Here is a 19,464-nt window from a genome sequence, read left to right as displayed (position 1 = left end):
GATGTTTCCAATTGCCTCTTTTGATGAAATTCCGTTGGCTGCGGCCAATAGCTTGCTCACAGCATGGGGTCATAAAATGGGCCCATTGTTACGCGGGAATCAAGCCGGTTGCCATTACGCCCTGTATCAAAATAGTGAACCAGTTGCTTTGACCATGATGTCAACCCTGATCCGCGAACGTGTAGGCGGTGGGTTGACCCATTTGACCAGGGATAACACATGCGAACTCTCCCGGTTATGCGCTGTACGCCCGCATCTTTGCCGGGTAGCGCTGCGGCTTTGGCGTGAGTTCGTGTTCCCGAATACTGGTTACCAGTTCGCAATCAGTTACCAGGACGCTGACATCCATAACGGCAACACATACAGATTCGACGGCTGGCAACGCCAGGCTTTCTCACATTCCGGTTTTGATTCGCGAAGTGGCAGAGTTGGCAGAAATAAATGGATCTGGGTGTGGGGTGATAAATGAAGCGCACCCCAATGAAGACAGGGATTAGCAAAAAACCGCCGAAGTGCAAAAACTGCAAACAACCGTATGAGCGTTCACGACCAGGTCAAAAAGTCTGCGGTCCAGATTGTGCAGGTGCTCTGGCAGTGTCACAGCGCGCGAAACAGGAGCGCATGGAGCGCAAGCGCAAAGAGGCTCTGGAGCGCCGTGACATAGCGGTACGCAAAGAAGCGATGAAACCCCTTGCTAAGTGGATTGCAGAGGCTCAGACCGCATTTAATGCGTATATCCGTGCCAGAGATGCTGGCAAGCCATGCATCTGCTGCGATAAGTCCAGCACTACATATTCCAGTGGAGGGATTTGGGACGCTGGCCACTACCGTAGCCGGGGCAGCGCCGGACATTTGAGATTTCATGAAGACAATTGCCATGCGCAATTAAAACAGTGCAATCGCCATGGTGCTGGCCGTGCCGTTGATTTTCGGATCGGCCTTATCGCCAGGATCGGCCTTGAACGTGTGGAAGCGCTTGAAGCAAACAACGCAATTCATAAATGGACGGTTGAAGAATTGAAACAAATTAAGGCTTTGTACAAAGCCAAATTAATAGAATTTAGGAAGAGCTGATGCGCGATTACTCCAAAGTCAGCCCTCAGTTCTGGTTTGGACAAACTGGTAAGTCGCTACGTAAAAAGGGGCTTGAGGCTCTTGTTGTCGGTATGTATTTGATGACAGCACCAAACGCCAACATGCTGGGGCTGTATTACCTACCGATTGTGACCATTGCACACGAGACTGGATTGGGCTTGGAAGGGGCTTCGAAGGGGCTTCGAAGTGCAATTGAAGCCGGATTTTGCCATTACGACGAAGCAACCGAGATGGTATGGGTCACTGAAATGGCTAAATACCAGATTGCCGAAGAATTGAGCGGTAAAGACCTACGTATAAAAGGGGTCCAAAATGAATACGACTCACTCCCTGAAAACCCTTATCTGGAGCCATTCTTCGAGGCATATGGGGTTTGTTTTTGCATGTCAAAAAAGCGTATTTCGCAAAGAATTTATGCAAGCCCCTTAGAAGCCCCTTGCAAGCCCCTACGAAGCCAAGAACAGGAACAAGAGCAGGAACAGGAACAAGAGCAGAAAAAAACATTGTCGGCTTCGCCTCCCGATGCGTATCCCGAAAAATTCGAGGAAGCATGGAGGGCATACCCATCCCGGCCAGGTGCCAGCAAGAAAGATTCGCACAAGGCTTGGGCTGCAAGATGCAAGGAAGGGGTAAGTCCAGAAGATCTGCATGCAGGCGTGCTTCGGTACGCAAACTACGTTCGCCATCAGCGAACCGAACCACAGTTCATCAAACAACCGGCAACTTTCTTTGGACCAGGCGAGCACTACAAGGCCGACTGGTCGATCGAGGCCAGGGCTTCGCCTCATGCAGGCAGACTGGGAGTACATGGGATGGCTACTGCTGAAGCTGCAAAAAGGTGGTTAGAGGAATCGAATGAGAAATGACGAGAAAACAAAGTTTGTGGCACTGCTGACTGGTATTGCAGACTACTACGGTAGAACGCTTTCCACTGGAACTATTGGCTTGTACTGGGAGGGATTGAAGCATTACGACTTTGCTGCAGTCGAAAAGGCACTCTGGGAACACACACAGAATCCAGACACCGGGCAGTACATGCCAAAGATTGCTGATGCTACGCGGGTTTTGCAAGGGCGAACGCAGGATCAGGCTTCGCTTGCCTGGTCGAAGGTTGACAGCGCTATCCGTAAGGTCGGTACGTACCGTGATGTGGCTTTCGACGATGCGACCATTCATCGCGTAATCGCTGATATGGGCGGCTGGATCGGCCTGGGCTCAAAAACAGAAGACGAGTGGCCGTTCGTGGCAAAGGAATTCGAGAACCGTTATCGCGGGTACCGCATTCGTGCAGAACGTCCGGAATACCCACCACTGCTGATTGGTATTGCCAATGCGCAAAACATTCATTCTGGTCACATAGGGCAAGAGCCGATCTTTATCGGCGATGCCGGAGTGGCAAAGCAAGTGTATCTCGGCGGCACTGATAAACCGTTGATTGCCATGCAGTCAGCCAGTGATTCGCTCTCTGCACCGTTGCCGAAGAGGTTGGCCGCATGACATGCCTGCACTGCACCCACCTCAATCTACAACGGCATCCGGAGCATGCAAAGGTCGGTCTTGGGCGATGTGCTCATGACCATGTGGCGGGACGCTTTAACGGAATGCAGCATAACTGCATGCGTTTTGCTACCGCCGCCCAGGATGTCATTGAAAAGCGCGAAGAGTGGCACCAAAAGAACATACAGAAAGGAAATGCCAGTGGCAACCAAAAGACGTGAAAAGATGCGGCATGTTCCGCGCGACCCGGCGAAGTGCCTTATCAAAACCCAGCCATGGCGTTTGAACGCGGTTTTTGACCCGTCGCTGGCGATTGTGGACCAATTGGAGCGCGACGGTACCAAGGATGTTGCCAGCAACGGGATAGCTATTTTTAAGGACGTGGTAGACGGTCATTGGTATGACAGTTCGGTGGCAATTATGGGCGTAGTTGATGCCTATGAAATCCACGAAAAGCGATCAGGTATCAAGATCGGTTTGGATCCTTTGCGTAAACTGGCCAAGAAGCTGGAAGTTGACATGCCAATCTTTGCCAGTGACACCCACGAGGTCAGGGCATGCTTTGACCGGATGCGGCGCGCATCGATGACGATGACTCTGGGCTATGCTCGCGAACTGATCCGGGACACCCAAATTCAAGAAGCTGCAGAGAAACTGCGGGAGGCCAGGTGACCAGTCAAAGAGAGTACGGAAGGGACCCACTGGCAATACTGATCGAGCGTGAAGAGCGGACTTGCAAGGGCTGCGCGTTTGAAAAGACAGAACGCGTTTTCGATATAAAAATCAAGATTTGTGCCAAGGGCAGGCGGCACGGTAAGAAATGTACCAACTATAAGGAACGAGAATGAAATCAGAAAATCATCAACTGGAATTGGCGCAGATAGTAGTTCGCATGCGGGAAAACCTGCCTGCATTTATAGAATATGAAGAGTTGCAGGCCAAGGTAAAACGAAAAAAATATCTCAGCCTGGTCAACGAGGGTTTTACAGAACAACAAGCATTGGAGTTGTGCAAATGACAGATCAAAACGAATCCCTCTTTTCATGCGCACACGCAGCGCTTACTTTTGCGTTCAATTATTCGGGGCAGCAATTTGATAAATCAGCGATGGCCAGGCTGGCATCATCACCAAGTGGACCAGGCAAAGGACTGGGCGGGCTGGACGGCGCGGGACAAGCCGGTATGATTCGCAACGAACTGTCGCAGCTCGGGAAAATTGGCGAGGCAGTCATGATCGCCAGGACTGCACCGCATGCGAATCCCTGTTCCTGCCGGGCGTCTTGCTGTTCCGGCTGGCAGAAAAACAAAGAATGGGCTGTAGCCATCTCTGTGCTTGCAGACTACATGAGAAGCACAGCTCTTGCCGGTACAACTGCAAATGGCCAGGCTCGGCTGGCATGTGTTGCACGCTATTTTGAGACGAAGAACCGACGCGCCAGCCTGGATGCATTGGCGAAAGAATTGGGGCTGAACAGGCAAACCATAGGGGCCTATGCCAGCAAAGTCGCCAAGGAACTTAAGGAGCTTGAGCATCACGCTCTTTGTGCGATGGAAGATCAGTTACGAGAACTCAATTTGGTTGGATCTTAAAAAATAGGGGCGTTGAGTTAAAATTAATAAAAAAATGTGAGGGTGCCGTGGACTGGATATTGAACAAATTTTTAATTATGCACTATATGCTCTTGGGGCATGGCTTTCTCTCCTTTGCCGTCTTCCCGATATTTGCTTCTGTTTTTATTGCCTGGACTTTGATTCATGAGGGAGGCCATTGTTTGCCGTCTTTGTGTTTTGGCGCACGAAAAATGAGACTTGTTACAAAATGGGTTCCTTTAAATAAGAGGTTGAGCTATCCGGCAATGGCAATTGAATTTCAACCTGGTGCGTTGCTGAAAATGTCGATTTTTAAACGGAGGATTGTAATTTTAGGAGGGGTATTTGCTGAGATCGTAATGGCGGTGTTCTTGTTCTTTGTGATTGCCTATACAGAAAATATCAACGTGTATGTTCACTCGATACAGGTCGCTGTACTAATACGTCTTAGCATGACATTTGTGAATATTTTGCCGATCGGTGGGAAATGGAAAACTGATGGGTGGCGATTCTTTCATCCTGATGATGTGAACGATTAACTCTCCAACTAAAATAATTTAGAGCCTTCTTGACAAACCGACGAAACATGTCGAATATAGAGGCTAATTCGATAAGTTCGATAATTACGCACAAAAGCTCCGAGCCTCAAAAGCCGGGGCTTTTTGCTTTCTAGATTAGTAAAATTAATATTTGCACGTCGGCAAAGCCGGCCCAATTAATCAGTTTCATTTCACAGACGTATATAAATATATCCATACTCCAAACACAAGAATTTGAACCTTAGACGATTCCATATTCTGTCCTTTCTTTCATATTTTTCGCGTCCATTGAAAAGCTTAGAAAGAGGCTGAAACATAAAAGAGCCGGTATGCGCTAAGCGATGAAAAAGATAAGGAATCCCAAAAAATTTTGGAAGATAAAGAAGCGTCGAAATGAAGTAAGCAGGTTTCAAAAGCCAGTCACTTAATTTTTCTGGTACAAATTCAACCTTAACTCCTGGGAAATCCTGCACTAGGTCTTTCTTTATCTTGCTTACCCAGAGTTTTGCCAATTTGTCGTCATATTTTAGGATTGCTAGCAGCGGTGATTCAAGCCTAACAATTCGATACCCGATTTCTGTTGCTGCTTCACAAAGCGGTATTAATCCCTCTTCAGGCTTTGGAATTTTTTCTTCTATATGCAATTTGAGAGACCGACCGCATGCAAGATTGCATAGAATTTGTTTTTCTATGTTCAATACTTTAAATTTTGTTGCAAAAAGTGGATATGAAAAAAGCATTAGAATCGGTGGCGCAAAATACCATGCAGCCGGACCGAATAATTTCATGAACACAATACAAAATATAACTATAAAAATAAAAACTATTAAGGCAACTACCTCAATTCCAAGCTTTGCCTGAAAACGAAACAGTGCTTGGTTTGGCCGTGAATTGACGAGGCGTGAATTGAGGAGAATAGCATTACTCATTTTGGTTAAGCGATTTCGATTTTGAGACAAGAAGGGAATGCACAGTGGCGACGCTCTAGATGAGATCAAGTTTATATCGCGAGAAAAAGTGTTTCGTTTATCGTAACACACCACGAGCGTGAAGCTGAGGCCTTAAGACTGAGAATTCGGGGCTTTTTCGTTTTTAGGAGCTACCAATGGACCCGCTTACCAACGAACAAGTGCGCCGTATGCTTGGCCCATACTGGTCAAGACAATCACGATGAGCTCCATGTCTATGTGGTTGATCTGGTGGCGCATGTGGTTGCCTAAGAAGCCCAAACATTAGCTCCAAGACGAATGTTGATCGTTGTATCGAATATTCGTGTTGGTGCTAGTAGCTCAGCAATGCTGGAGCTGGTTTAACAGTGACACAGATAAGTGCTGAGCCTGGCTCTGTAGCCTACAGACGAGGCGCCGTGGGTTCGAATCCCACTTGCTGACAAACAGCACCAACAACCTTCATTGCATCCTTAGCTCAATGGTGGAGCGAGTGCCTTCCACGCACAAGGACGAGAGATCGGTACTCTCAGGATGCTCCATATCATCAAGCAGAATGCTCGCTGGACGCCAGAGTGCCTCTTAGTGGCGCGTTGCAGGCACGGACACTCACGAGCAAAAGCCAGGTGTCTCCGCCCGCAAGGGAACTTTACCAGGCGCGGGGAGTGCCAGTACTCGTATGAACAAAATTCAACATCCATCAAATAACGCAGTGCTGGGTGCGCCTGCAGGCTGGGACCAGAAAGTACTGCCGTGCTCAGCGTTGCCGATTACTCGCACTGAGGTGGACGGTCAGGCTGCAGTTGTGAGCTTCTGGAAGCCTACTGCAGAAGAACTCGCACTTTTGAACCAAGGACAGCCTGTAGCGCTGTGGGTGATTGGTGGCACCATGCCGCCGGTGTCGCTGACAGTCGAACAATAATCATTAGGGGAAATAGAATGGCACAGTATCGTAAAAAGCCGGTTGTAGTTGAAGCCATCACTTTTGATCAGTTGGTTCAGCATGGCATTGCCGTCTGTAAAGCAGAAGGCCGTGAGAGCAACATCGTCAGGGGTTTTCCGTGGTCGTTCAATTACGCAGGTCACCCGATCACGCACGAAAATGACCAGCGCTACATTATTCTAACGTTGGAAGGCTCAATGGACATGACGCCTGCTGATATGTTGATCACTGGCGTGAAGGGTGAAATCTACCCGTGCAAGATTGATATCTTCAATGCAACTTACGACGCTGTGTAGGCAGAGTAGGTACCATGGGCCGCACATCAAAGGCAACTACTGCACTCAACAGGCCAATACCGCCGGGTTCTCTATTTGAACCAATGGCGCCGCACCAGTTTGTTCCAGCACCTGAAGTCAAAGCATGGGCCTTTGAGCAAATCATCAATGAAGGCGGCGCGCTGTTTAACACTGACCACGCACACCTTCAGTTTGCCGAGGTAGTGTTCTTATGGGCTGTTGAGGGCTTCAACAAACATGGGCGAACAGTTCTTGGTCAGTGCGAAGACGTAACCTTTCGCTGTGGGCCATGGCAGAAGGGAAGGCAAGAGCAGCAGATGCGCGACTGGTTCGGCCTGGTGCCGGACTTCTTGATCACCTTGGACGCAAGCCACTGCGCGCAATGTTCAGACATTGATTTCTGTGCATTGGTCGACCATGAGCTTTATCACATAGGGCAGACACTGGACGACTTCGGCCAGCCTGCATTCTCCAAGGATGGGCAGCCGAAGCTTTCAATGCGTGCACATGACGTAGAGGAGTTCATAGGGGTGGTTAGGCGTTACGGCCCTTCAAAGGATGTGGCAAAGATGATTGATGCCGCCAAGACATCGCCTGAAGTGGCGAAAACCAACATTGCGAGGGCATGCGGAACGTGTTTGCTTAGAGCCGCATAAGCTTTACGCGGCTTTTACAGGATAGCAACATATGGCAGCACTACGTGACGAGGTGAAGCTGTTCATCGTCCAAGCGCTGGCATGTTTCGATACGCCAACACAGGTGGCGAAAGCAGTAAAAGAGGAATTTGGGCTTGATGTGCTGCGCCAGCAAGTGGCAGCTTACGACCCAAATTGCTTTGTCGGGAGGCGTTTGAGCCAAAAGTGGCGAACGGTTTTCGAGGATACGCGCAAGAAGTTTCGTGAAGAGGTCGCAGAAATCCCCATCGCAAGTAGGGCATATCGCTTGCGTGCATTGGCGCGAATGGCACAGCAGGCTGAAGGCATGCGCAATATTGCCCTTGCTGTTCAGGTTATTGAACAGGCTGCAAAGGAAGTCGGTGACGTGTATGTGAACCGACGCCTCGACTCGAACAAAACTCCAGGTGTAGACGCTCCCGGCATTCCAGCTGCGCCGGAATATGTTCTGAAACCTGACGAAGATGTCCCAGACAATCCCATACTCTGAACCGCCGGTCGCGCTGACGCCAAAGCAGGCGAACATTTATGTCTGGGGCTGGCAGAAAAAGGCACGCTTCCGCGACGCAGTGTGTGGCCGACGCTTCGGCAAGACCTTCCTGGGTAAAGCCGAGATACGGCGTGCAGTGCGGTATGCAGCGCTATGGAATGTCAGTGTTGAAGATGAAATATGGTACTGCGCGCCGACGTTTAAGCAGGCAAAGCGCGTTTTCTGGCGACGCCTGAAGCAGGCTATACCTGCGAGTTGGCGTGCGACAAAGCCAAATGAAACTGAATGCTCCATTACCACCAAGGCTGGTCATGTGGTGCGCATTGTCGGCTTGGACGCCTACGATAATCTACGTGGCTCTGGTTTGTTCTTCGCCCTTGTGGATGAATGGGCAGACTGTCCGTATGAGGCTTGGGAAGAAGTTTTGCGTCCCATGCTCTCGACGTGCAAGTTCATTGTCAACGGTGAGCAAAGGGTTGGTGGCCATGCGCTTCGGATTGGAACGCCAAAGGGTTTCAACCACTGCTACGACAGCTATTTAGACGGACAGGGCAAGGAGCCAGACCATAAAAGCTGGCTATACACGTCAGTTGACGGTGGCAATGTCCCAGCGGAAGAGATCGAAGCAGCGCGGCGGAAGATGGACCCGCGCACGTTCCGGCAGGAATACCTGGCCAGCTTCGAGAACTACCAAGGGGTAATTTATTACTGCTTTGACCGCAGGCTGAACCATACCGATGACACGGTGCAGCCAGCTAAGCCAGGCATTGCTGCTGATGCTTTGCATTTAGGTATGGACTTTAACGTCGGCAAAATGGCCGCGGTTGTTTTCGTTGTGCGCTCTGACTTGCCTCGCGCAGTGGACGAGTTTGTGGAAGTTTTTGACACGCCAGCGATGATTGAAAAAATCAAAGAGCGGTACCCTGGCCATGCAATCACGGTCTACCCGGATGCATCTGGTCAGAACCGCAAGACCAGCAATGCAAGTGAATCTGACTTGTCGTTGTTGAAAAAAGCTGGATTCACAGTTGTAGTTGATTCAACTAATCCAGCTGTAAAAGACCGCATCAATAGCATGAATGCGATGCTCTGTAACACCTACGGAGAGCGGCGATTACTTGTCAATACGAACAAGTGCCCTAAGTTCACGCTTTGCCTTGAGCGGCAGATATATGACGACAAGGGAGAGCCGGACAAGAAGGGCGGATTCGATCACACCAACGATAGCGGCGGTTACTTCATCGTCAAGCGCTATCCAATTACGAAGCGCATTGCTTCTGTTGAACCATTGAGAATGTAAGAATATGACAGTAAGATCCCAATCAAGCGCAGTTTCAGCCATGGCCGAGAACTGGCCGCTGATTGCCGCTTTGATTGGTGGCACCACAGCAATGCGTAAGAAGCCGGACTTGATGCCACGCTGGCCAAGTGAGGATGAGAAGAGCTACCAAGCCAAATTGAAGGTGGCGACGCTATTCCCTGCATTCTCGCGAACGATAGAAGTCCTGACAGGCAAGCCATTCTCTAAACCGGTTTCAATCGGCGAAGACACTCCAGTGCGAATCAAGGCCTGGACTGAGAATATAGATCTGCAGGGCAGGAACCTGCATTCGTTTGCCGCTGCTGTTTGCGAAGAGGCACTGGGTTTCGGTTTGAGCGGAATTCTGGTTGAGTATCCTGTCACCAAGGACAAAGAAGGCAACTTGCTTTATCCGACCCAGGCTGCGGAAACTGCCGCAGGTGTCAGGCCGTACTTTGTGCACATCCATCCAACCAACATTCTTGGCTGGCGCTCCAAGCGGATCAATGGTGTAGAAACGCTGACGCAATTGCGCTTGCTGGAGTGCATCGTTGAAGATGACGGGGATTTTGGTGAGAAGCAGATTGAGCAGGTAAGGGTACTCTCGCCAGGTGCTTGGCAGACATGGCGCAAGTCCACGGCACAAGACGCTAAGGACGAATGGATATTGCACGAGGCTGGCACTACATCTCTGCAAGCCATTCCTTTTGTGCCGATTTACGGCAAGCGTAAGGGCTTCATGCACTCAGTGCCGCCTTTGATGGAAATGGCGCACATGAACGTCAAGCACTGGCAGAGCCAGAGCGACCAGGACAATATCCTGCACGTGGCCAGGGTGCCCATACTCTCCGTTACAGGTGTCGAGGATGAAAAATGGACGTTGACGGTCGGGGCATCGGCGGCTGTTAAGTTGCCTTTGGATTCCGAAATGAAATACGTCGAACACACAGGTGCTGCCATTGAAGCGGGCCGCAAGTCCCTTCTGGACTTGGAAGACCAGATGCGCCAGGCCGGGGCAGAGCTGCTCGTTATCAAGCCCGGGAACGTTACCGAGGTGCAGACAGTTGCTGACAATGAACAGGGTTCTTGCACATTGCAGCGTATTGCTGGCGATCTGGAAGACGGTATCGACCAAGCATTGCAGTTCATGGCCGACTGGGTTGGGGAACCGCAAGGCGGGCATGTTGAGATATACAAAGACTTCGGCGCGGCCACGCTGGCAGAGGCAAGTGCAGAACTGCTGCTGAAGATGAAACAATCTGGCGATTTATCCAGGCAGACACTACATGCTGAATGCAAGCGTCGCGGCATTCTGTCGCCAGAATTCGACAGCGCAACAGAAGAGAGTCTCATTGATGCACAGGCACCAGCCCTGGGCGCTGAGTAATGGCAGCCAATGACGATCTGCTCGACGCGGCGATCAGGCACCAGATAGAGCTGCAGAAGTACACAAACAGCGTCGTACGCCGGATGATGAAGGTGTTGAATCGCTCTGACGACGCACTGTTCAAGGAACTTTCGGCGGTGCTGGACCGCCTCGATCCTGAAGCATTTACGATCCAGCGGCTTGAAGCTATGCTCGGCAGTGTGCGCGGCATTAATGCCCAGGCATACGCACAGGTGCAAGCCGAGCTGAAGGATGAGCTTCGTGATTTCGTCAGGTTTGAGGTCTCTTATCAGCAGATGACCCTGCAGGATGTGTTGCCAGCCCAGTTTAATGTCGCAGATGTATCGCCTGACCAGGTGTACGCAGCGGCCCTGGCTAGACCGTTCCAGGGAATAATTCTGAAAGGTGCGCTTGAAGATCTGGAAGCGACCAAAGCCAAACGAATCAGGCAGACGATTGCGCAGGGTTTTGTAGATGGCAAGACGAATTCAGAGATTACGCGGCAGATTCGCGGTACCCGGGCGCTGAAGTATGCTGATGGACTGCTTGAGATTGATCGCAGGAGCCTGCAAACGATCGTGCAAACGGCCATAGGCCATATTGCAGCGTTCACCCAGCGGCAGATTCATGAGGCGAATGCCGACGTGCTGCAGGGGCTGCTCTGGTCAGCAAAACTGGACTTGCGCACAACATCAGCATGCCGGATTCGTGACCACAAGTTATGGACTACCGACCATAAACCAGTTGGGCACAAGTTACCATGGGGAGCAGGGCCCGGGGCTTTTCATTGGAACTGCCGCAGTTCTGCGGCTCCGATGGTGAAGAGTTTCAAAGAACTGCTGGACATCGGAATCGACGAGAACGAGTTTCCGCCTGGTGCGCGGGCAAGCCTTGATGGTGCAATACCTGCTAATCAAAGCTATAACGAGTGGCTGGGGAAGCAATCTGCTGACAGGCAGGACGAAGTACTGGGGCCAACCAGGGGCAAGTTGTTACGTGCTGGCAAACTCTCTGCTGACCAGATGTACTCTGCAAAGGGTGAGTTTCTTGACCTCTCCCAACTGAAGGAAAAGTACGGCATCTAGGCTAAAATCGCTGGATGCCAATCAAACTTGTCCATTCTCAGCCACCAGTCGGCAAAGCCGGGGTACGTCAGCGCGTGCGTAAAATGGTACGGCCTGACGGCGGGCTGAGGTGTCCAAACTGCGGATGCCAGACGAGTTTAACCACGGTGAACGGGGCTTTTGTTCAGAATGGCAGAAAGCAGGGTGGTACCGTCATTGACAAGGATGTGTGCGCAGAGTGCTGGCGGCGAGGAATATCAGTCTCTATGCTGCCTGAACTGAAAAATGTAAAGGACGCTTGAAATGGGTAAATTAGCACTTGCTACAAATCACTTCTTGCGGAGTACGTTTGGAGATCCTTTGCCTAATTGGATTCTCTCGACAATATTCGTTAGCCTTGTTTTGGTATGCTTGTGGGCATATATAGACTGGAAACGAAACAGCTAAAAAAATTTTACGGCCCGCCAATTGCGGGCTTTTTGTTTTTTTGGGTAAGGTCAAAAGGATCGAAACTCCAGGTGTTTATCCGCCCGTGACAGCCCAGTCGTTTTGAGGTCGTAGCTCTTTCGAGCTACGGCCTTTTTTATTGCCCAAAGCAGGATTGCAGAGGGCGGAACGAGCCAGGCGGCTCATCAATGGGCGGATGCCCGGAAAGAACTACCATGCCATTCAAATACAATGCTGACGGCAATATCGTCTTGGATGCCGACAAAAAACCGATTTATATCAATACGGATGGTGCAGAGGCACCGTTCGACGCAGATTCCACGGTTGCGACAATTAGTCGCCTGAATAGTGAGGCTAAGTCCCATCGTATTGCCAAGGAAGCAGCTGAAGCAGCCCTGAAACCGTTCAAGGACGCAGGTATCGAAGATCCTGTCGCCGCCGCTGATGCCATCAAGCTGGCAAAAAACATCAAGGATGGTGATTTGGTTACTGCCGGTAAAGTCCAGGAAATCAAGGACGCCGCGACTCGTACAGCGCAGGAGCAAGTGGCAAATGCCACTCGTGCCGCCGAAGAAAAGCAACGCGAACTGACAGAAAAAAACGAAAAACTCACCCAAAATCTGAATAACCACATCATTGGCGGCAGTTTCAGCAGCTCCAAATTCATTGCCGACAAGTTGGCTATCCCAGCTGATATTGCGCAAAAAGTATTCGGTGATCGCTTTAAGGTCGACGATGGCAAGCTGGTTCCTCTGGACCCGGCGGGCAACCCAATTTTCTCTGCTACGCGTCATGGAGAACATGCCGACTTTGAAGAAGCGCTACAGGTGATGGTTGGTCAGTATCCAAACAAAAATATGATTCTCAAAGGTTCTGGAGCCTCGGGTGGTGGGGCAGGAAACAATAAAGGCGGTACCGGCGGCGCAAAGGAAATTCCTCGCTCGCAGTTCTTTGCTATGGCACCGCAAGCCCAGGCCGAGGCCATCAAGGGCGGCGCCGTCGTTACAGACTGAGCGCGCCCGTAACGTATTCGCCGGCTTATTTCGATGAGCCATTTTAATGCCTTGCTGATGGATGTCGGCAGGGTGCTTTGGGCTGGATAGCCTATCCGTTCTGAAAACTCAAATCATCCTACTGGCTCGCTTAATGCGAGCTTTTTTATTCCTGAAAGGCATTGTTCTATGACTACTCTTACCCTCACCGGGCTCATTCCTGACATCTATGCCGCGATGAACGTTATCGCACGCGAACAGGTTGGGTTCATTCCTGCTGTATCGCGCGACTCGACTGCAGAGCGCGCCGCCTTGAACCAGACGGTTCGTTCGCCAGTAGTCGGCGCGATGGCTGCCGAAGACCTGACTCAAGGCGCATATGCTGCTGATCCTGGCAATCAGACCATCAACTACGTGGACATGACGATCTCGAAGCAGCGCTCGGTGCCGTTCGGCATTAATGGCGACGACACTATGCGCCTGCAAAACGCTGGCACATACGCTAATATCAATCAGCAACGCATCGCGCAAGCCTTGCGCACCCTGACTAATGAAGTCGAATCGGACCTGGCAACGACCAGTCGCAATTTGAGCCGTGCCTATGGAACTGTCGGTACCGTCCCATTCGGCACTTCTGGCGACCTGTCTGACTTCGCGCAACCGAAGAAGATATTGAAAGACAATGGGGCACCGTTGTCTGACTTGCATATGGTCTTGGGTTCCGGTGCGATGGCGAATGTAGAAGGGAAGCAAGCTGGCCTGTTCCGTGTGAACGAAGCTGGTACCGATGATCTGCTGCGTCGCGGCGCAGTTAGTGTGGTCCAAGGATTCGATCTGCACAATTCCGGTGCGATTGGCGATCTGATTACTGCGGGTACAGCTGCAGGCGCGACTACCAATAATGCTGGTTACGCAAAAGGCGCGACTGTCATCAACCTCGCTTCAGCAGGTACCGGCACGTTCATTGCAGGTGACATCGTTAAATTTGCCGCTGACCCGAACCAATACGTTTTGGCAACGGGCGACAGCGACACGTCCAACGGCGGTTCGATCACGTTGCAAGCGCCAGGACTGCGCCAAGCCATTCCGGCTGCAGCAACCGGTATCACACTGATTGCAGCAACTGTGCGCAATGCTTTCTTCCAGCGTGCAGCGATCCAGCTCGCAACCCGCGCACCCGCTATGCCAGAAGGCGGCGATTCTGCGGACGACGTGATGATGGTGACAGATCCGATCTCGGGCATTACCTACGAGTTCTGTATCTATCGCCAAAAGCGTCAAAACCGCTACGAGGTCAATCTCGCATGGGGCACTGCCGCGCCGAACCCGCACCTCGGTGGGCATCTGATCGGCGGCTAATCCTGCAACCAGCCCGGCCCGCTACGGCGTTGCCGGGCCATTCAAGGAACAACATGAAAACTCTCCGAATAGTGTCAAGTGACCAAGCCTCGCAAGGCCCGTTTGTCACTATTGACGTTGCCGACTTCGTCATTGGCCTGCATGAGCCATTTTCAGAAGAAGATATTGCCGCGTTACAGGACGCGCCCAGAATTGCTATCGACATGGTCCCGGGCGGCGTGCTATCGATCGAACAGATGCGCGCAGAATTCGATGCAGAAGTTGAGCGCGTGCGTATCACGTTTGCTGAAGAACGCGATCGTCTTGATGCCCGTGCTGCAGAACTGAATGACCAGGCTGAAAAACAGAATGGCATCCAGATTGAACAAGTGGCAGAGCGTCAGCGCTTGGAAGCATTGGCTGCAAGCCTGGAAGCCAAGGGTAACGATGTCACTGCACACATGACTGTTCCGCAGATCAAAGATGCTTTGACAGCCAAAGGCATTGAAATACCTGCTGGCGCAAACAAGGCTGAATTGCTGGCATTGCTGAATCCGGCTGTATAACTATGTCTCTGATCGTCGAAGATGGCACAGGCCTGGCTGATGCAGAGAGCTATTGCTCTGTGGCTGAAGCCAACGCGTATCACGCGGCTCTAGGTAACCAAGCATGGGCAAGCCTGGCCAGTGACACGCTGCGTGAACAGAATCTACGCAAGGCCACAAATTTCATGCGCCAGTTGTATCGCATGGCATGGCAGGGGAAGCCGACCAAATCCACCCAGGCACTTGACTGGCCGCGCTATGACGTTGAGGTCAATGACTACTGGCTTGCGAGCAATATCGTCCCGGTCGATGTCAAGAATGCTTGCGCTGAACTGGCCTTGAAAGCAATCAACGGCCCACTGGTGACTGATCTTACCCAAGGTGTCAAAAGCAAGAAGGTCGGCCCTATCGAGACTGTCTATGACGACAAATCGCCACGGCATACGCAATATCTAGCCGTTGACCGGATGCTGGCACCGTATTTGAATGGTGGCGGCAGCAGTACATTGAGGGTGAGTAGAGCATGACAGTCATAGCATGGGATGGAAAGACGCTTGCTGCGGATAAGCAAAGTACTGCAGCAGGATATGCATATGCCGTAACTAAAATTCACCGCGTCCCAAGCGGGATCGTCGCGTTTAGTGGGAATTCAACACATGCGGCTGCGTTGCTGAATTGGTTCCAAGGCGATATGGACCCAAGGAGCTATCCAACAGAGGCGACGTATGACGATGGTGCCGGTTCACTGCTGGTGACTAATGCCGGCGAATTGCTCCTTTACGACAGCAAAATTGCCTTCCCTGAAAAGGTTGCATCTAAGTACTTTGCGCGCGGCTCAGGTCGTGACTATGCATTAGCTGCACTGCACTTAGGCAAGAGTGCACGTGAGGCGGTTGAAGTGGCCTGTATTTTGGATGTTTATTGCGGTATGGGCATTGATACTTTGGAGCTTGAAAATGAGAATATCAGCCAATAAAAATGATGCCGCTTTCCACACGGGCTATGCATCGGTTCAGATTCTATTGGATGGAATTGTGCAAAAGAACGCGATTGTTGCTGATGATGAGAAGGGGGAAGTGGTGCGGTACGCAATAGATGTCAATGGTGGAATAGTTCCTGATGGTGCTGGTGGTGTCACTGTCGAGACAGTCCAGGGCACAGTGGAAATTGTGTTTGTATGACATTTGATTACGCAGGCACAGCCCAAGATGTCGATGCTACGCTGAAAGAGTTTGGTGGCCCGGTAACATTACGAACGGTAACCGCTCCGACGTACAACCCCGCGACCGGCAAGGCAAGTAGCAGCAGTCAAGACCAGCCGGGCACAGGCGCGGTTTTTGATTTTGCTCTGCATCTGTCTGGTACCGCGTTTCAACCGGGAACGCTAATCGTTGCCGGTGACAAGCAGCTATTACTTTCACCAGTCGGTATAACGGAGCCGCAGCCTGGTTCTTTCGTCGTGATCGGGACAATCACATGGCATGTCGTGGCGACCAAGACGCTTGCACCGGCAGGCATTCCAGTCCTGTATGAAGTTTTACTGCGCAAATGAGCAACGCGGAATTCAAGCGCAACTTTGCCAAAGTACTTGAGCGCGCTGGTGCAAAGTCAGAAACTGTTGTGCGCGCTGCCGCCATGGAACTGCTCAAACGAGTAATTGAGCGCTCACCAGTCGGTGATCCGTCAATGTGGAAAGGGCCAGCGCCAAAGGGATATGTTGGCGGCAGGTTCAAGGCTAATTGGCAAGTGGCCGTTGGCTCCATTAATTATGGTACCGGCGCAGCTCCGGATAAGTCTGGAGCCAGTGCGATGACTCGAGGCGCGGGAACAATAAACGGTTTCCCCATGGGCGCGCAGGTATTTCTGACGAACTCGCTGCCGTACTCCAGAAGAATTGAATACAACTCGTGGTCGCGCCAGGCAAGCGCTGGCGTCGTCAGACTGACCGTCCTTGAATATCAACAAATTATCAAAAAAGTTGCAGAGCAGATTACATGAGCGACGATATCAACATAAGGCGAGCGTTCGAGAAAACACTGGCGGCCATGGTTTCGCCACTGGCTACTGCATATGAGAACGTCGCTTTCACGCCAGAGGCTGGAGTGCCTTATCAACGGATAGCCATCCTTCGTGCAGCTCCCGCCGACCTGGTGATGGGGCGGACGCTTACGCAACTGCAAGGCATCTGCCAGGTGTCGCTTTTTTACCCCCAGGGAGACGGAACTGCTGACGCTGAATTGTACGCAGAGCGTATCAAGGCGCTATTCAAACCACCGCTGAGTATTACTGAGGGTGGCACTCGAGTGGATGTTGTCAACACCGCGACGATTGCCACTGGCTTTACAGATGGTGACAGGTGGGTAATCCCCGTCTCAATACCCTGGTCAGTGTACGTCAAAGGATAACCGGCTTACCCGGACAAGCAGCCCGCCTAATCAGCGGGCTTTTTTATTGGCTCGCCTTGCGGGCTATTTTTAATTGAGGTGTAAAAAATGGCAATCGAACAAGGTGTCTTTAAACAAACGCGAGTTAAACGTCAAACCGCAAAAGGTGCTCTGGCAGGTCCTTCAGGCGGCCAGATTATGCGCCGTGAAAATTCCAAGACTGAAATGGCCAAGGAAACGTACACCACTGAAAGTGAAATAACCAGTTCGCAACAATTGACAAGCGTCCGTCACGGGCCAAAAACTATCAATGCAAATATTGATGGCATTTTGTCGCCGGGCACATACAGCGATTTGCTGTCTGCTGTCATGCGCAAAGACTTTGCTGCTGTGTCTGCGATCACTGGCGCATCAATTACTATTGCAAGTAGTGGCTCTGGTTACACGCTTACCCGTGCTGCCGGTTCCTATCTTACAGATGGTATCAAAATCGGTATGGTCGTTCGACTGACTGCCGGTGCATTCGCCGCTGGCAATCTGAACAAGAATATCCTGGTGACGGGAGTTACGGCCCTGGTACTGACAGGCATTGTGCTGAACAAACTTTCGTTGACGGCGGAAGGCCCAATTGCTTCGGCAACTATTTCCGTGCCGGGTAAAGTGACCTATGTGCCTGTTTCTGGGCACACCGATGTTTATTACACAGTTGAAGAATGGTACCCGACAGCTGGCGTCTCTGAGCGCAACCTCGATGTCAAATATACCAAAGCAGATTTATCTCTGCCAGGTTCTGGCAACGCTAAGATCAAATTCACGGCGTTGGGGCTGGATCAAACATCTGATACGACTGCTTATTTCACCGCACCAACGGCAGAAACAACTACCGACGCACTTGCTGCGGCGAACGGCGCCCTTCTGGTCGATGGTACCGCGATCGCAACTGTCACTGACCTTTCCATCAATATTGACGGTAAAGGTGCAGTCGCCGATGGCGTGGTTGGTTCAGATGTCCGTCCTGATGTTTTCCGGGGCATCGTCATGGTATCTGGTTCGTTCACTGCATATTTCGAAGGCGGCACCGTTCCTGATCTGTATCGCAACGAAACGCTGACAAGTATCGTGTCTGCGCTGACTGCGGGTGCCGATGCCAGTGCTGACGTAATGACATTGACGCTGACAGCTGTAAAGCTCACTTCCAGCACGCCTGACGATAATCAGACCGGCTTGAAACGCACCTACAACTACACAGCACAGCGCAACAGGGTCGGCGGCGCCGGTACCGCGAACCACGCTACCACCCTGATGGTTCAAGACTCCCAGGCATAACGCCTAAATCCTCTTTGGCGAAAGCCATTCACTTGCACCGACTCGTTCGATGTCTTCCTTCGCAGGGAGCATCGGGCGAGCACGGGCTTTTTATTCTCTGCGAAAGTAAATTATGACAACTCAAACACAAAACAATCTGGTTGATTTAGATGCACTGGACACAGTTGCTGATTGTGAAGTCCCACAAGAACTGGAGCTGATGAGCGCTGACATGGTTGTCTCTACGGGCATCCGCGTCCTGGTGCTGGGTGCGCATGCCGAAAGGGTGGTCACATTCTTTAAGGGCAAGACAAAGAAATATGTTGCAGGCAGCGAAATCGCCAAGAAACAGAAGAAGGAAATCGAGTTTGCTCAAAACTTGATTGAAAACAGCACTGCCAGTGAAGTCGATGGCGCTGCAGTGCGCGTCACTGGCTGGAAAGGTGTCAAACAAGACTTTTCCCAGGACACGCTGAAGCGTGCTTTGACACGTAATCCGCATTGGATCAGTCAAATCAATAATTTCTCGGAAAACGTTGGAAATTTTACCAAGAAGCCGTTGCCGAACTCGCCGAATTTGCAAGACACGAGTACCGACTCTCAAAGCGAGACAGCGACGGCAAAAGCCTGA

At 51.3% G+C, this 19,464-nt stretch carries 27 protein-coding genes and 2 tRNA genes; 28 read left to right on the top strand and 1 reads right to left on the bottom strand.

Features of this window, described 5'->3' with window-relative positions; all coding sequences use genetic code 11:
- Nucleotide 1 precedes the first annotated feature (1 nt).
- The 8 genes from AC07OI_RS23105 to AC07OI_RS23070 all read left to right on the top strand — a co-directional run bounded on the left by AC07OI_RS23105 (nucleotide 2) and on the right by AC07OI_RS23070 (nucleotide 4,721).
- Nucleotides 2-469 (top strand): hypothetical protein, encoded by a 468-nt coding sequence (locus tag AC07OI_RS23105; protein WP_495258850.1) that lies wholly within the window; start codon nucleotides 2-4, stop codon nucleotides 467-469.
- Complete coding sequence (locus tag AC07OI_RS23100; RefSeq protein ID WP_495258849.1) at nucleotides 466-1,074, top strand: recombination protein NinG; 609 nt, start codon at nucleotides 466-468, stop codon at nucleotides 1,072-1,074. The genes AC07OI_RS23105 and AC07OI_RS23100 overlap by 4 nt, the downstream gene beginning before the upstream one ends.
- Nucleotides 1,074-1,961 (top strand): hypothetical protein, encoded by an 888-nt coding sequence (locus tag AC07OI_RS23095; RefSeq protein WP_495258848.1) that lies wholly within the window; start codon nucleotides 1,074-1,076, stop codon nucleotides 1,959-1,961. Before AC07OI_RS23100 ends, AC07OI_RS23095 begins: the two co-directional genes overlap by 1 nt.
- The gene (locus AC07OI_RS23090; RefSeq protein WP_495258847.1) at nucleotides 1,951-2,592 is read left to right on the top strand and encodes a DUF6475 domain-containing protein; all 642 of its coding nucleotides are present in this window, start codon (nucleotides 1,951-1,953) and stop codon (nucleotides 2,590-2,592) included. The genes AC07OI_RS23095 and AC07OI_RS23090 overlap by 11 nt, the downstream gene beginning before the upstream one ends.
- A gap of 201 nt (nucleotides 2,593-2,793) precedes the next feature.
- The gene (locus AC07OI_RS23085) at nucleotides 2,794-3,264 is read left to right on the top strand and encodes a hypothetical protein (protein WP_495258846.1); all 471 of its coding nucleotides are present in this window, start codon (nucleotides 2,794-2,796) and stop codon (nucleotides 3,262-3,264) included.
- A gap of 172 nt (nucleotides 3,265-3,436) precedes the next feature.
- Complete coding sequence (locus AC07OI_RS23080) at nucleotides 3,437-3,610, top strand: hypothetical protein (RefSeq protein ID WP_495258845.1); 174 nt, start codon at nucleotides 3,437-3,439, stop codon at nucleotides 3,608-3,610.
- Nucleotides 3,607-4,182, top strand: coding sequence for a hypothetical protein (locus AC07OI_RS23075; protein ID WP_495258844.1), 576 nt, complete (start codon nucleotides 3,607-3,609; stop codon nucleotides 4,180-4,182). The genes AC07OI_RS23080 and AC07OI_RS23075 overlap by 4 nt, the downstream gene beginning before the upstream one ends.
- Nucleotides 4,183-4,241: 59 nt before the next feature.
- Nucleotides 4,242-4,721: a hypothetical protein gene (locus AC07OI_RS23070; protein ID WP_495258843.1), complete on the top strand. Its 480-nt coding sequence runs from the start codon at nucleotides 4,242-4,244 to the stop codon at nucleotides 4,719-4,721.
- Between the two features lie 191 nt (nucleotides 4,722-4,912).
- Here the strand turns inward: AC07OI_RS23070 and AC07OI_RS23065 are convergent, their stop codons facing one another.
- Nucleotides 4,913-5,650 carry a hypothetical protein gene (locus AC07OI_RS23065; RefSeq protein WP_495258842.1) on the bottom strand — a complete coding sequence of 246 codons (738 nt, stop codon included), beginning with the start codon at nucleotides 5,648-5,650 and terminating at the stop codon, nucleotides 4,913-4,915.
- A gap of 360 nt (nucleotides 5,651-6,010) precedes the next feature.
- On the opposite strand from AC07OI_RS23065, the gene AC07OI_RS23060 reads away from it, so the two are divergent.
- The 20 genes from AC07OI_RS23060 to AC07OI_RS22965 all read left to right on the top strand — a co-directional run bounded on the left by AC07OI_RS23060 (nucleotide 6,011) and on the right by AC07OI_RS22965 (nucleotide 19,464).
- A tRNA-Tyr gene (locus tag AC07OI_RS23060) sits at nucleotides 6,011-6,112 on the top strand.
- 23 nt (nucleotides 6,113-6,135) lie between these two features.
- Nucleotides 6,136-6,210: transfer RNA gene (locus AC07OI_RS23055), tRNA-Gly, on the top strand.
- A gap of 137 nt (nucleotides 6,211-6,347) precedes the next feature.
- A complete protein-coding gene (locus AC07OI_RS23050) occupies nucleotides 6,348-6,590 on the top strand; it encodes a hypothetical protein (RefSeq protein ID WP_495258841.1) in 243 nt (80 codons plus the stop codon).
- Nucleotides 6,591-6,607: 17 nt separating this feature from the next.
- Nucleotides 6,608-6,907 (top strand): hypothetical protein, encoded by a 300-nt coding sequence (locus AC07OI_RS23045; RefSeq protein WP_492705747.1) that lies wholly within the window; start codon nucleotides 6,608-6,610, stop codon nucleotides 6,905-6,907.
- Between the two features lie 14 nt (nucleotides 6,908-6,921).
- Nucleotides 6,922-7,563: a putative metallopeptidase gene (locus AC07OI_RS23040; RefSeq protein ID WP_495258840.1), complete on the top strand. Its 642-nt coding sequence runs from the start codon at nucleotides 6,922-6,924 to the stop codon at nucleotides 7,561-7,563.
- Between the two features lie 31 nt (nucleotides 7,564-7,594).
- Nucleotides 7,595-8,071, top strand: coding sequence for a DUF2280 domain-containing protein (locus tag AC07OI_RS23035; RefSeq protein WP_495258839.1), 477 nt, complete (start codon nucleotides 7,595-7,597; stop codon nucleotides 8,069-8,071).
- Complete coding sequence (locus AC07OI_RS23030) at nucleotides 8,046-9,371, top strand: phage terminase large subunit family protein (protein WP_495258838.1); 1,326 nt, start codon at nucleotides 8,046-8,048, stop codon at nucleotides 9,369-9,371. The genes AC07OI_RS23035 and AC07OI_RS23030 overlap by 26 nt, the downstream gene beginning before the upstream one ends.
- Nucleotides 9,372-9,411: 40 nt before the next feature.
- On the top strand, nucleotides 9,412-10,758 hold the full coding sequence (locus tag AC07OI_RS23025) for a DUF4055 domain-containing protein (RefSeq protein WP_495258837.1): 1,347 nt from the start codon (nucleotides 9,412-9,414) through the stop codon (nucleotides 10,756-10,758).
- A complete protein-coding gene (locus AC07OI_RS23020; protein ID WP_495258836.1) occupies nucleotides 10,758-11,843 on the top strand; it encodes a phage minor head protein in 1,086 nt (361 codons plus the stop codon). Before AC07OI_RS23025 ends, AC07OI_RS23020 begins: the two co-directional genes overlap by 1 nt.
- A gap of 677 nt (nucleotides 11,844-12,520) precedes the next feature.
- A complete protein-coding gene (locus AC07OI_RS23015; RefSeq protein WP_495258835.1) occupies nucleotides 12,521-13,282 on the top strand; it encodes a DUF6651 domain-containing protein in 762 nt (253 codons plus the stop codon).
- Nucleotides 13,283-13,498: 216 nt separating this feature from the next.
- Nucleotides 13,499-14,620, top strand: a complete 1,122-nt coding sequence (locus AC07OI_RS23010; protein ID WP_495258834.1) for a major capsid protein — start codon at nucleotides 13,499-13,501, stop codon at nucleotides 14,618-14,620.
- A 53-nt stretch (nucleotides 14,621-14,673) separates the two neighbouring features.
- Nucleotides 14,674-15,165: a HeH/LEM domain-containing protein gene (locus AC07OI_RS23005; RefSeq protein ID WP_495258833.1), complete on the top strand. Its 492-nt coding sequence runs from the start codon at nucleotides 14,674-14,676 to the stop codon at nucleotides 15,163-15,165.
- Nucleotides 15,166-15,167: 2 nt separating this feature from the next.
- Nucleotides 15,168-15,671, top strand: a complete 504-nt coding sequence (locus AC07OI_RS23000; protein ID WP_495258832.1) for a DnaT-like ssDNA-binding protein — start codon at nucleotides 15,168-15,170, stop codon at nucleotides 15,669-15,671.
- Nucleotides 15,668-16,120, top strand: coding sequence for a hypothetical protein (locus tag AC07OI_RS22995; RefSeq protein ID WP_495258831.1), 453 nt, complete (start codon nucleotides 15,668-15,670; stop codon nucleotides 16,118-16,120). Before AC07OI_RS23000 ends, AC07OI_RS22995 begins: the two co-directional genes overlap by 4 nt.
- Nucleotides 16,101-16,325, top strand: coding sequence for a hypothetical protein (locus AC07OI_RS22990; protein ID WP_495258830.1), 225 nt, complete (start codon nucleotides 16,101-16,103; stop codon nucleotides 16,323-16,325). The genes AC07OI_RS22995 and AC07OI_RS22990 overlap by 20 nt, the downstream gene beginning before the upstream one ends.
- Nucleotides 16,322-16,696: a hypothetical protein gene (locus AC07OI_RS22985; RefSeq protein WP_495258829.1), complete on the top strand. Its 375-nt coding sequence runs from the start codon at nucleotides 16,322-16,324 to the stop codon at nucleotides 16,694-16,696. Before AC07OI_RS22990 ends, AC07OI_RS22985 begins: the two co-directional genes overlap by 4 nt.
- Nucleotides 16,693-17,142, top strand: coding sequence for an HK97 gp10 family phage protein (locus tag AC07OI_RS22980; RefSeq protein WP_495258828.1), 450 nt, complete (start codon nucleotides 16,693-16,695; stop codon nucleotides 17,140-17,142). Before AC07OI_RS22985 ends, AC07OI_RS22980 begins: the two co-directional genes overlap by 4 nt.
- Nucleotides 17,139-17,549 carry a phage tail terminator-like protein gene (locus AC07OI_RS22975; RefSeq protein WP_495258827.1) on the top strand — a complete coding sequence of 137 codons (411 nt, stop codon included), beginning with the start codon at nucleotides 17,139-17,141 and terminating at the stop codon, nucleotides 17,547-17,549. Before AC07OI_RS22980 ends, AC07OI_RS22975 begins: the two co-directional genes overlap by 4 nt.
- Nucleotides 17,550-17,636: 87 nt before the next feature.
- Nucleotides 17,637-18,854 carry a phage tail tube protein gene (locus AC07OI_RS22970; protein WP_495258826.1) on the top strand — a complete coding sequence of 406 codons (1,218 nt, stop codon included), beginning with the start codon at nucleotides 17,637-17,639 and terminating at the stop codon, nucleotides 18,852-18,854.
- Nucleotides 18,855-18,966: 112 nt separating this feature from the next.
- Nucleotides 18,967-19,464, top strand: coding sequence for a hypothetical protein (locus tag AC07OI_RS22965; protein ID WP_492705773.1), 498 nt, complete (start codon nucleotides 18,967-18,969; stop codon nucleotides 19,462-19,464).

This window comes from Undibacterium sp. GW821-FHT07F11, assembly GCF_059418665.1.
This window is presented reverse-complemented; position numbering and strand designations above follow the sequence as displayed.

Bases quoted from the DNA above. Each gene is read 5' to 3' on its own strand.
- AC07OI_RS23105 (WP_495258850.1), top strand. From the start codon at position 2: ATGTTTCCAATTGCCTCTTTTGATGAAATTCCGTTGGCTGCGGCCAAT.
- AC07OI_RS23100 (WP_495258849.1), top strand. From the start codon at position 466: ATGAAGCGCACCCCAATGAAGACAGGGATTAGCAAAAAACCGCCGAAG.
- AC07OI_RS23095 (WP_495258848.1), top strand. From the start codon at position 1,074: ATGCGCGATTACTCCAAAGTCAGCCCTCAGTTCTGGTTTGGACAAACT.
- AC07OI_RS23090 (WP_495258847.1), top strand. From the start codon at position 1,951: ATGAGAAATGACGAGAAAACAAAGTTTGTGGCACTGCTGACTGGTATT.
- AC07OI_RS23080 (WP_495258845.1), top strand. From the start codon at position 3,437: ATGAAATCAGAAAATCATCAACTGGAATTGGCGCAGATAGTAGTTCGC.
- AC07OI_RS23075 (WP_495258844.1), top strand. From the start codon at position 3,607: ATGACAGATCAAAACGAATCCCTCTTTTCATGCGCACACGCAGCGCTT.
- AC07OI_RS23065 (WP_495258842.1), bottom strand. From the start codon at position 5,650: ATGAGTAATGCTATTCTCCTCAATTCACGCCTCGTCAATTCACGGCCA.
- AC07OI_RS23050 (WP_495258841.1), top strand. From the start codon at position 6,348: ATGAACAAAATTCAACATCCATCAAATAACGCAGTGCTGGGTGCGCCT.
- AC07OI_RS23045 (WP_492705747.1), top strand. From the start codon at position 6,608: ATGGCACAGTATCGTAAAAAGCCGGTTGTAGTTGAAGCCATCACTTTT.
- AC07OI_RS23040 (WP_495258840.1), top strand. From the start codon at position 6,922: ATGGGCCGCACATCAAAGGCAACTACTGCACTCAACAGGCCAATACCG.
- AC07OI_RS23035 (WP_495258839.1), top strand. From the start codon at position 7,595: ATGGCAGCACTACGTGACGAGGTGAAGCTGTTCATCGTCCAAGCGCTG.
- AC07OI_RS23030 (WP_495258838.1), top strand. From the start codon at position 8,046: ATGTCCCAGACAATCCCATACTCTGAACCGCCGGTCGCGCTGACGCCA.
- AC07OI_RS23025 (WP_495258837.1), top strand. From the start codon at position 9,412: ATGGCCGAGAACTGGCCGCTGATTGCCGCTTTGATTGGTGGCACCACA.
- AC07OI_RS23020 (WP_495258836.1), top strand. From the start codon at position 10,758: ATGGCAGCCAATGACGATCTGCTCGACGCGGCGATCAGGCACCAGATA.
- AC07OI_RS23010 (WP_495258834.1), top strand. From the start codon at position 13,499: ATGAACGTTATCGCACGCGAACAGGTTGGGTTCATTCCTGCTGTATCG.
- AC07OI_RS23005 (WP_495258833.1), top strand. From the start codon at position 14,674: ATGAAAACTCTCCGAATAGTGTCAAGTGACCAAGCCTCGCAAGGCCCG.
- AC07OI_RS23000 (WP_495258832.1), top strand. From the start codon at position 15,168: ATGTCTCTGATCGTCGAAGATGGCACAGGCCTGGCTGATGCAGAGAGC.
- AC07OI_RS22995 (WP_495258831.1), top strand. From the start codon at position 15,668: ATGACAGTCATAGCATGGGATGGAAAGACGCTTGCTGCGGATAAGCAA.
- AC07OI_RS22990 (WP_495258830.1), top strand. From the start codon at position 16,101: ATGAGAATATCAGCCAATAAAAATGATGCCGCTTTCCACACGGGCTAT.
- AC07OI_RS22985 (WP_495258829.1), top strand. From the start codon at position 16,322: ATGACATTTGATTACGCAGGCACAGCCCAAGATGTCGATGCTACGCTG.
- AC07OI_RS22980 (WP_495258828.1), top strand. From the start codon at position 16,693: ATGAGCAACGCGGAATTCAAGCGCAACTTTGCCAAAGTACTTGAGCGC.
- AC07OI_RS22975 (WP_495258827.1), top strand. From the start codon at position 17,139: ATGAGCGACGATATCAACATAAGGCGAGCGTTCGAGAAAACACTGGCG.
- AC07OI_RS22970 (WP_495258826.1), top strand. From the start codon at position 17,637: ATGGCAATCGAACAAGGTGTCTTTAAACAAACGCGAGTTAAACGTCAA.
- AC07OI_RS22965 (WP_492705773.1), top strand. From the start codon at position 18,967: ATGACAACTCAAACACAAAACAATCTGGTTGATTTAGATGCACTGGAC.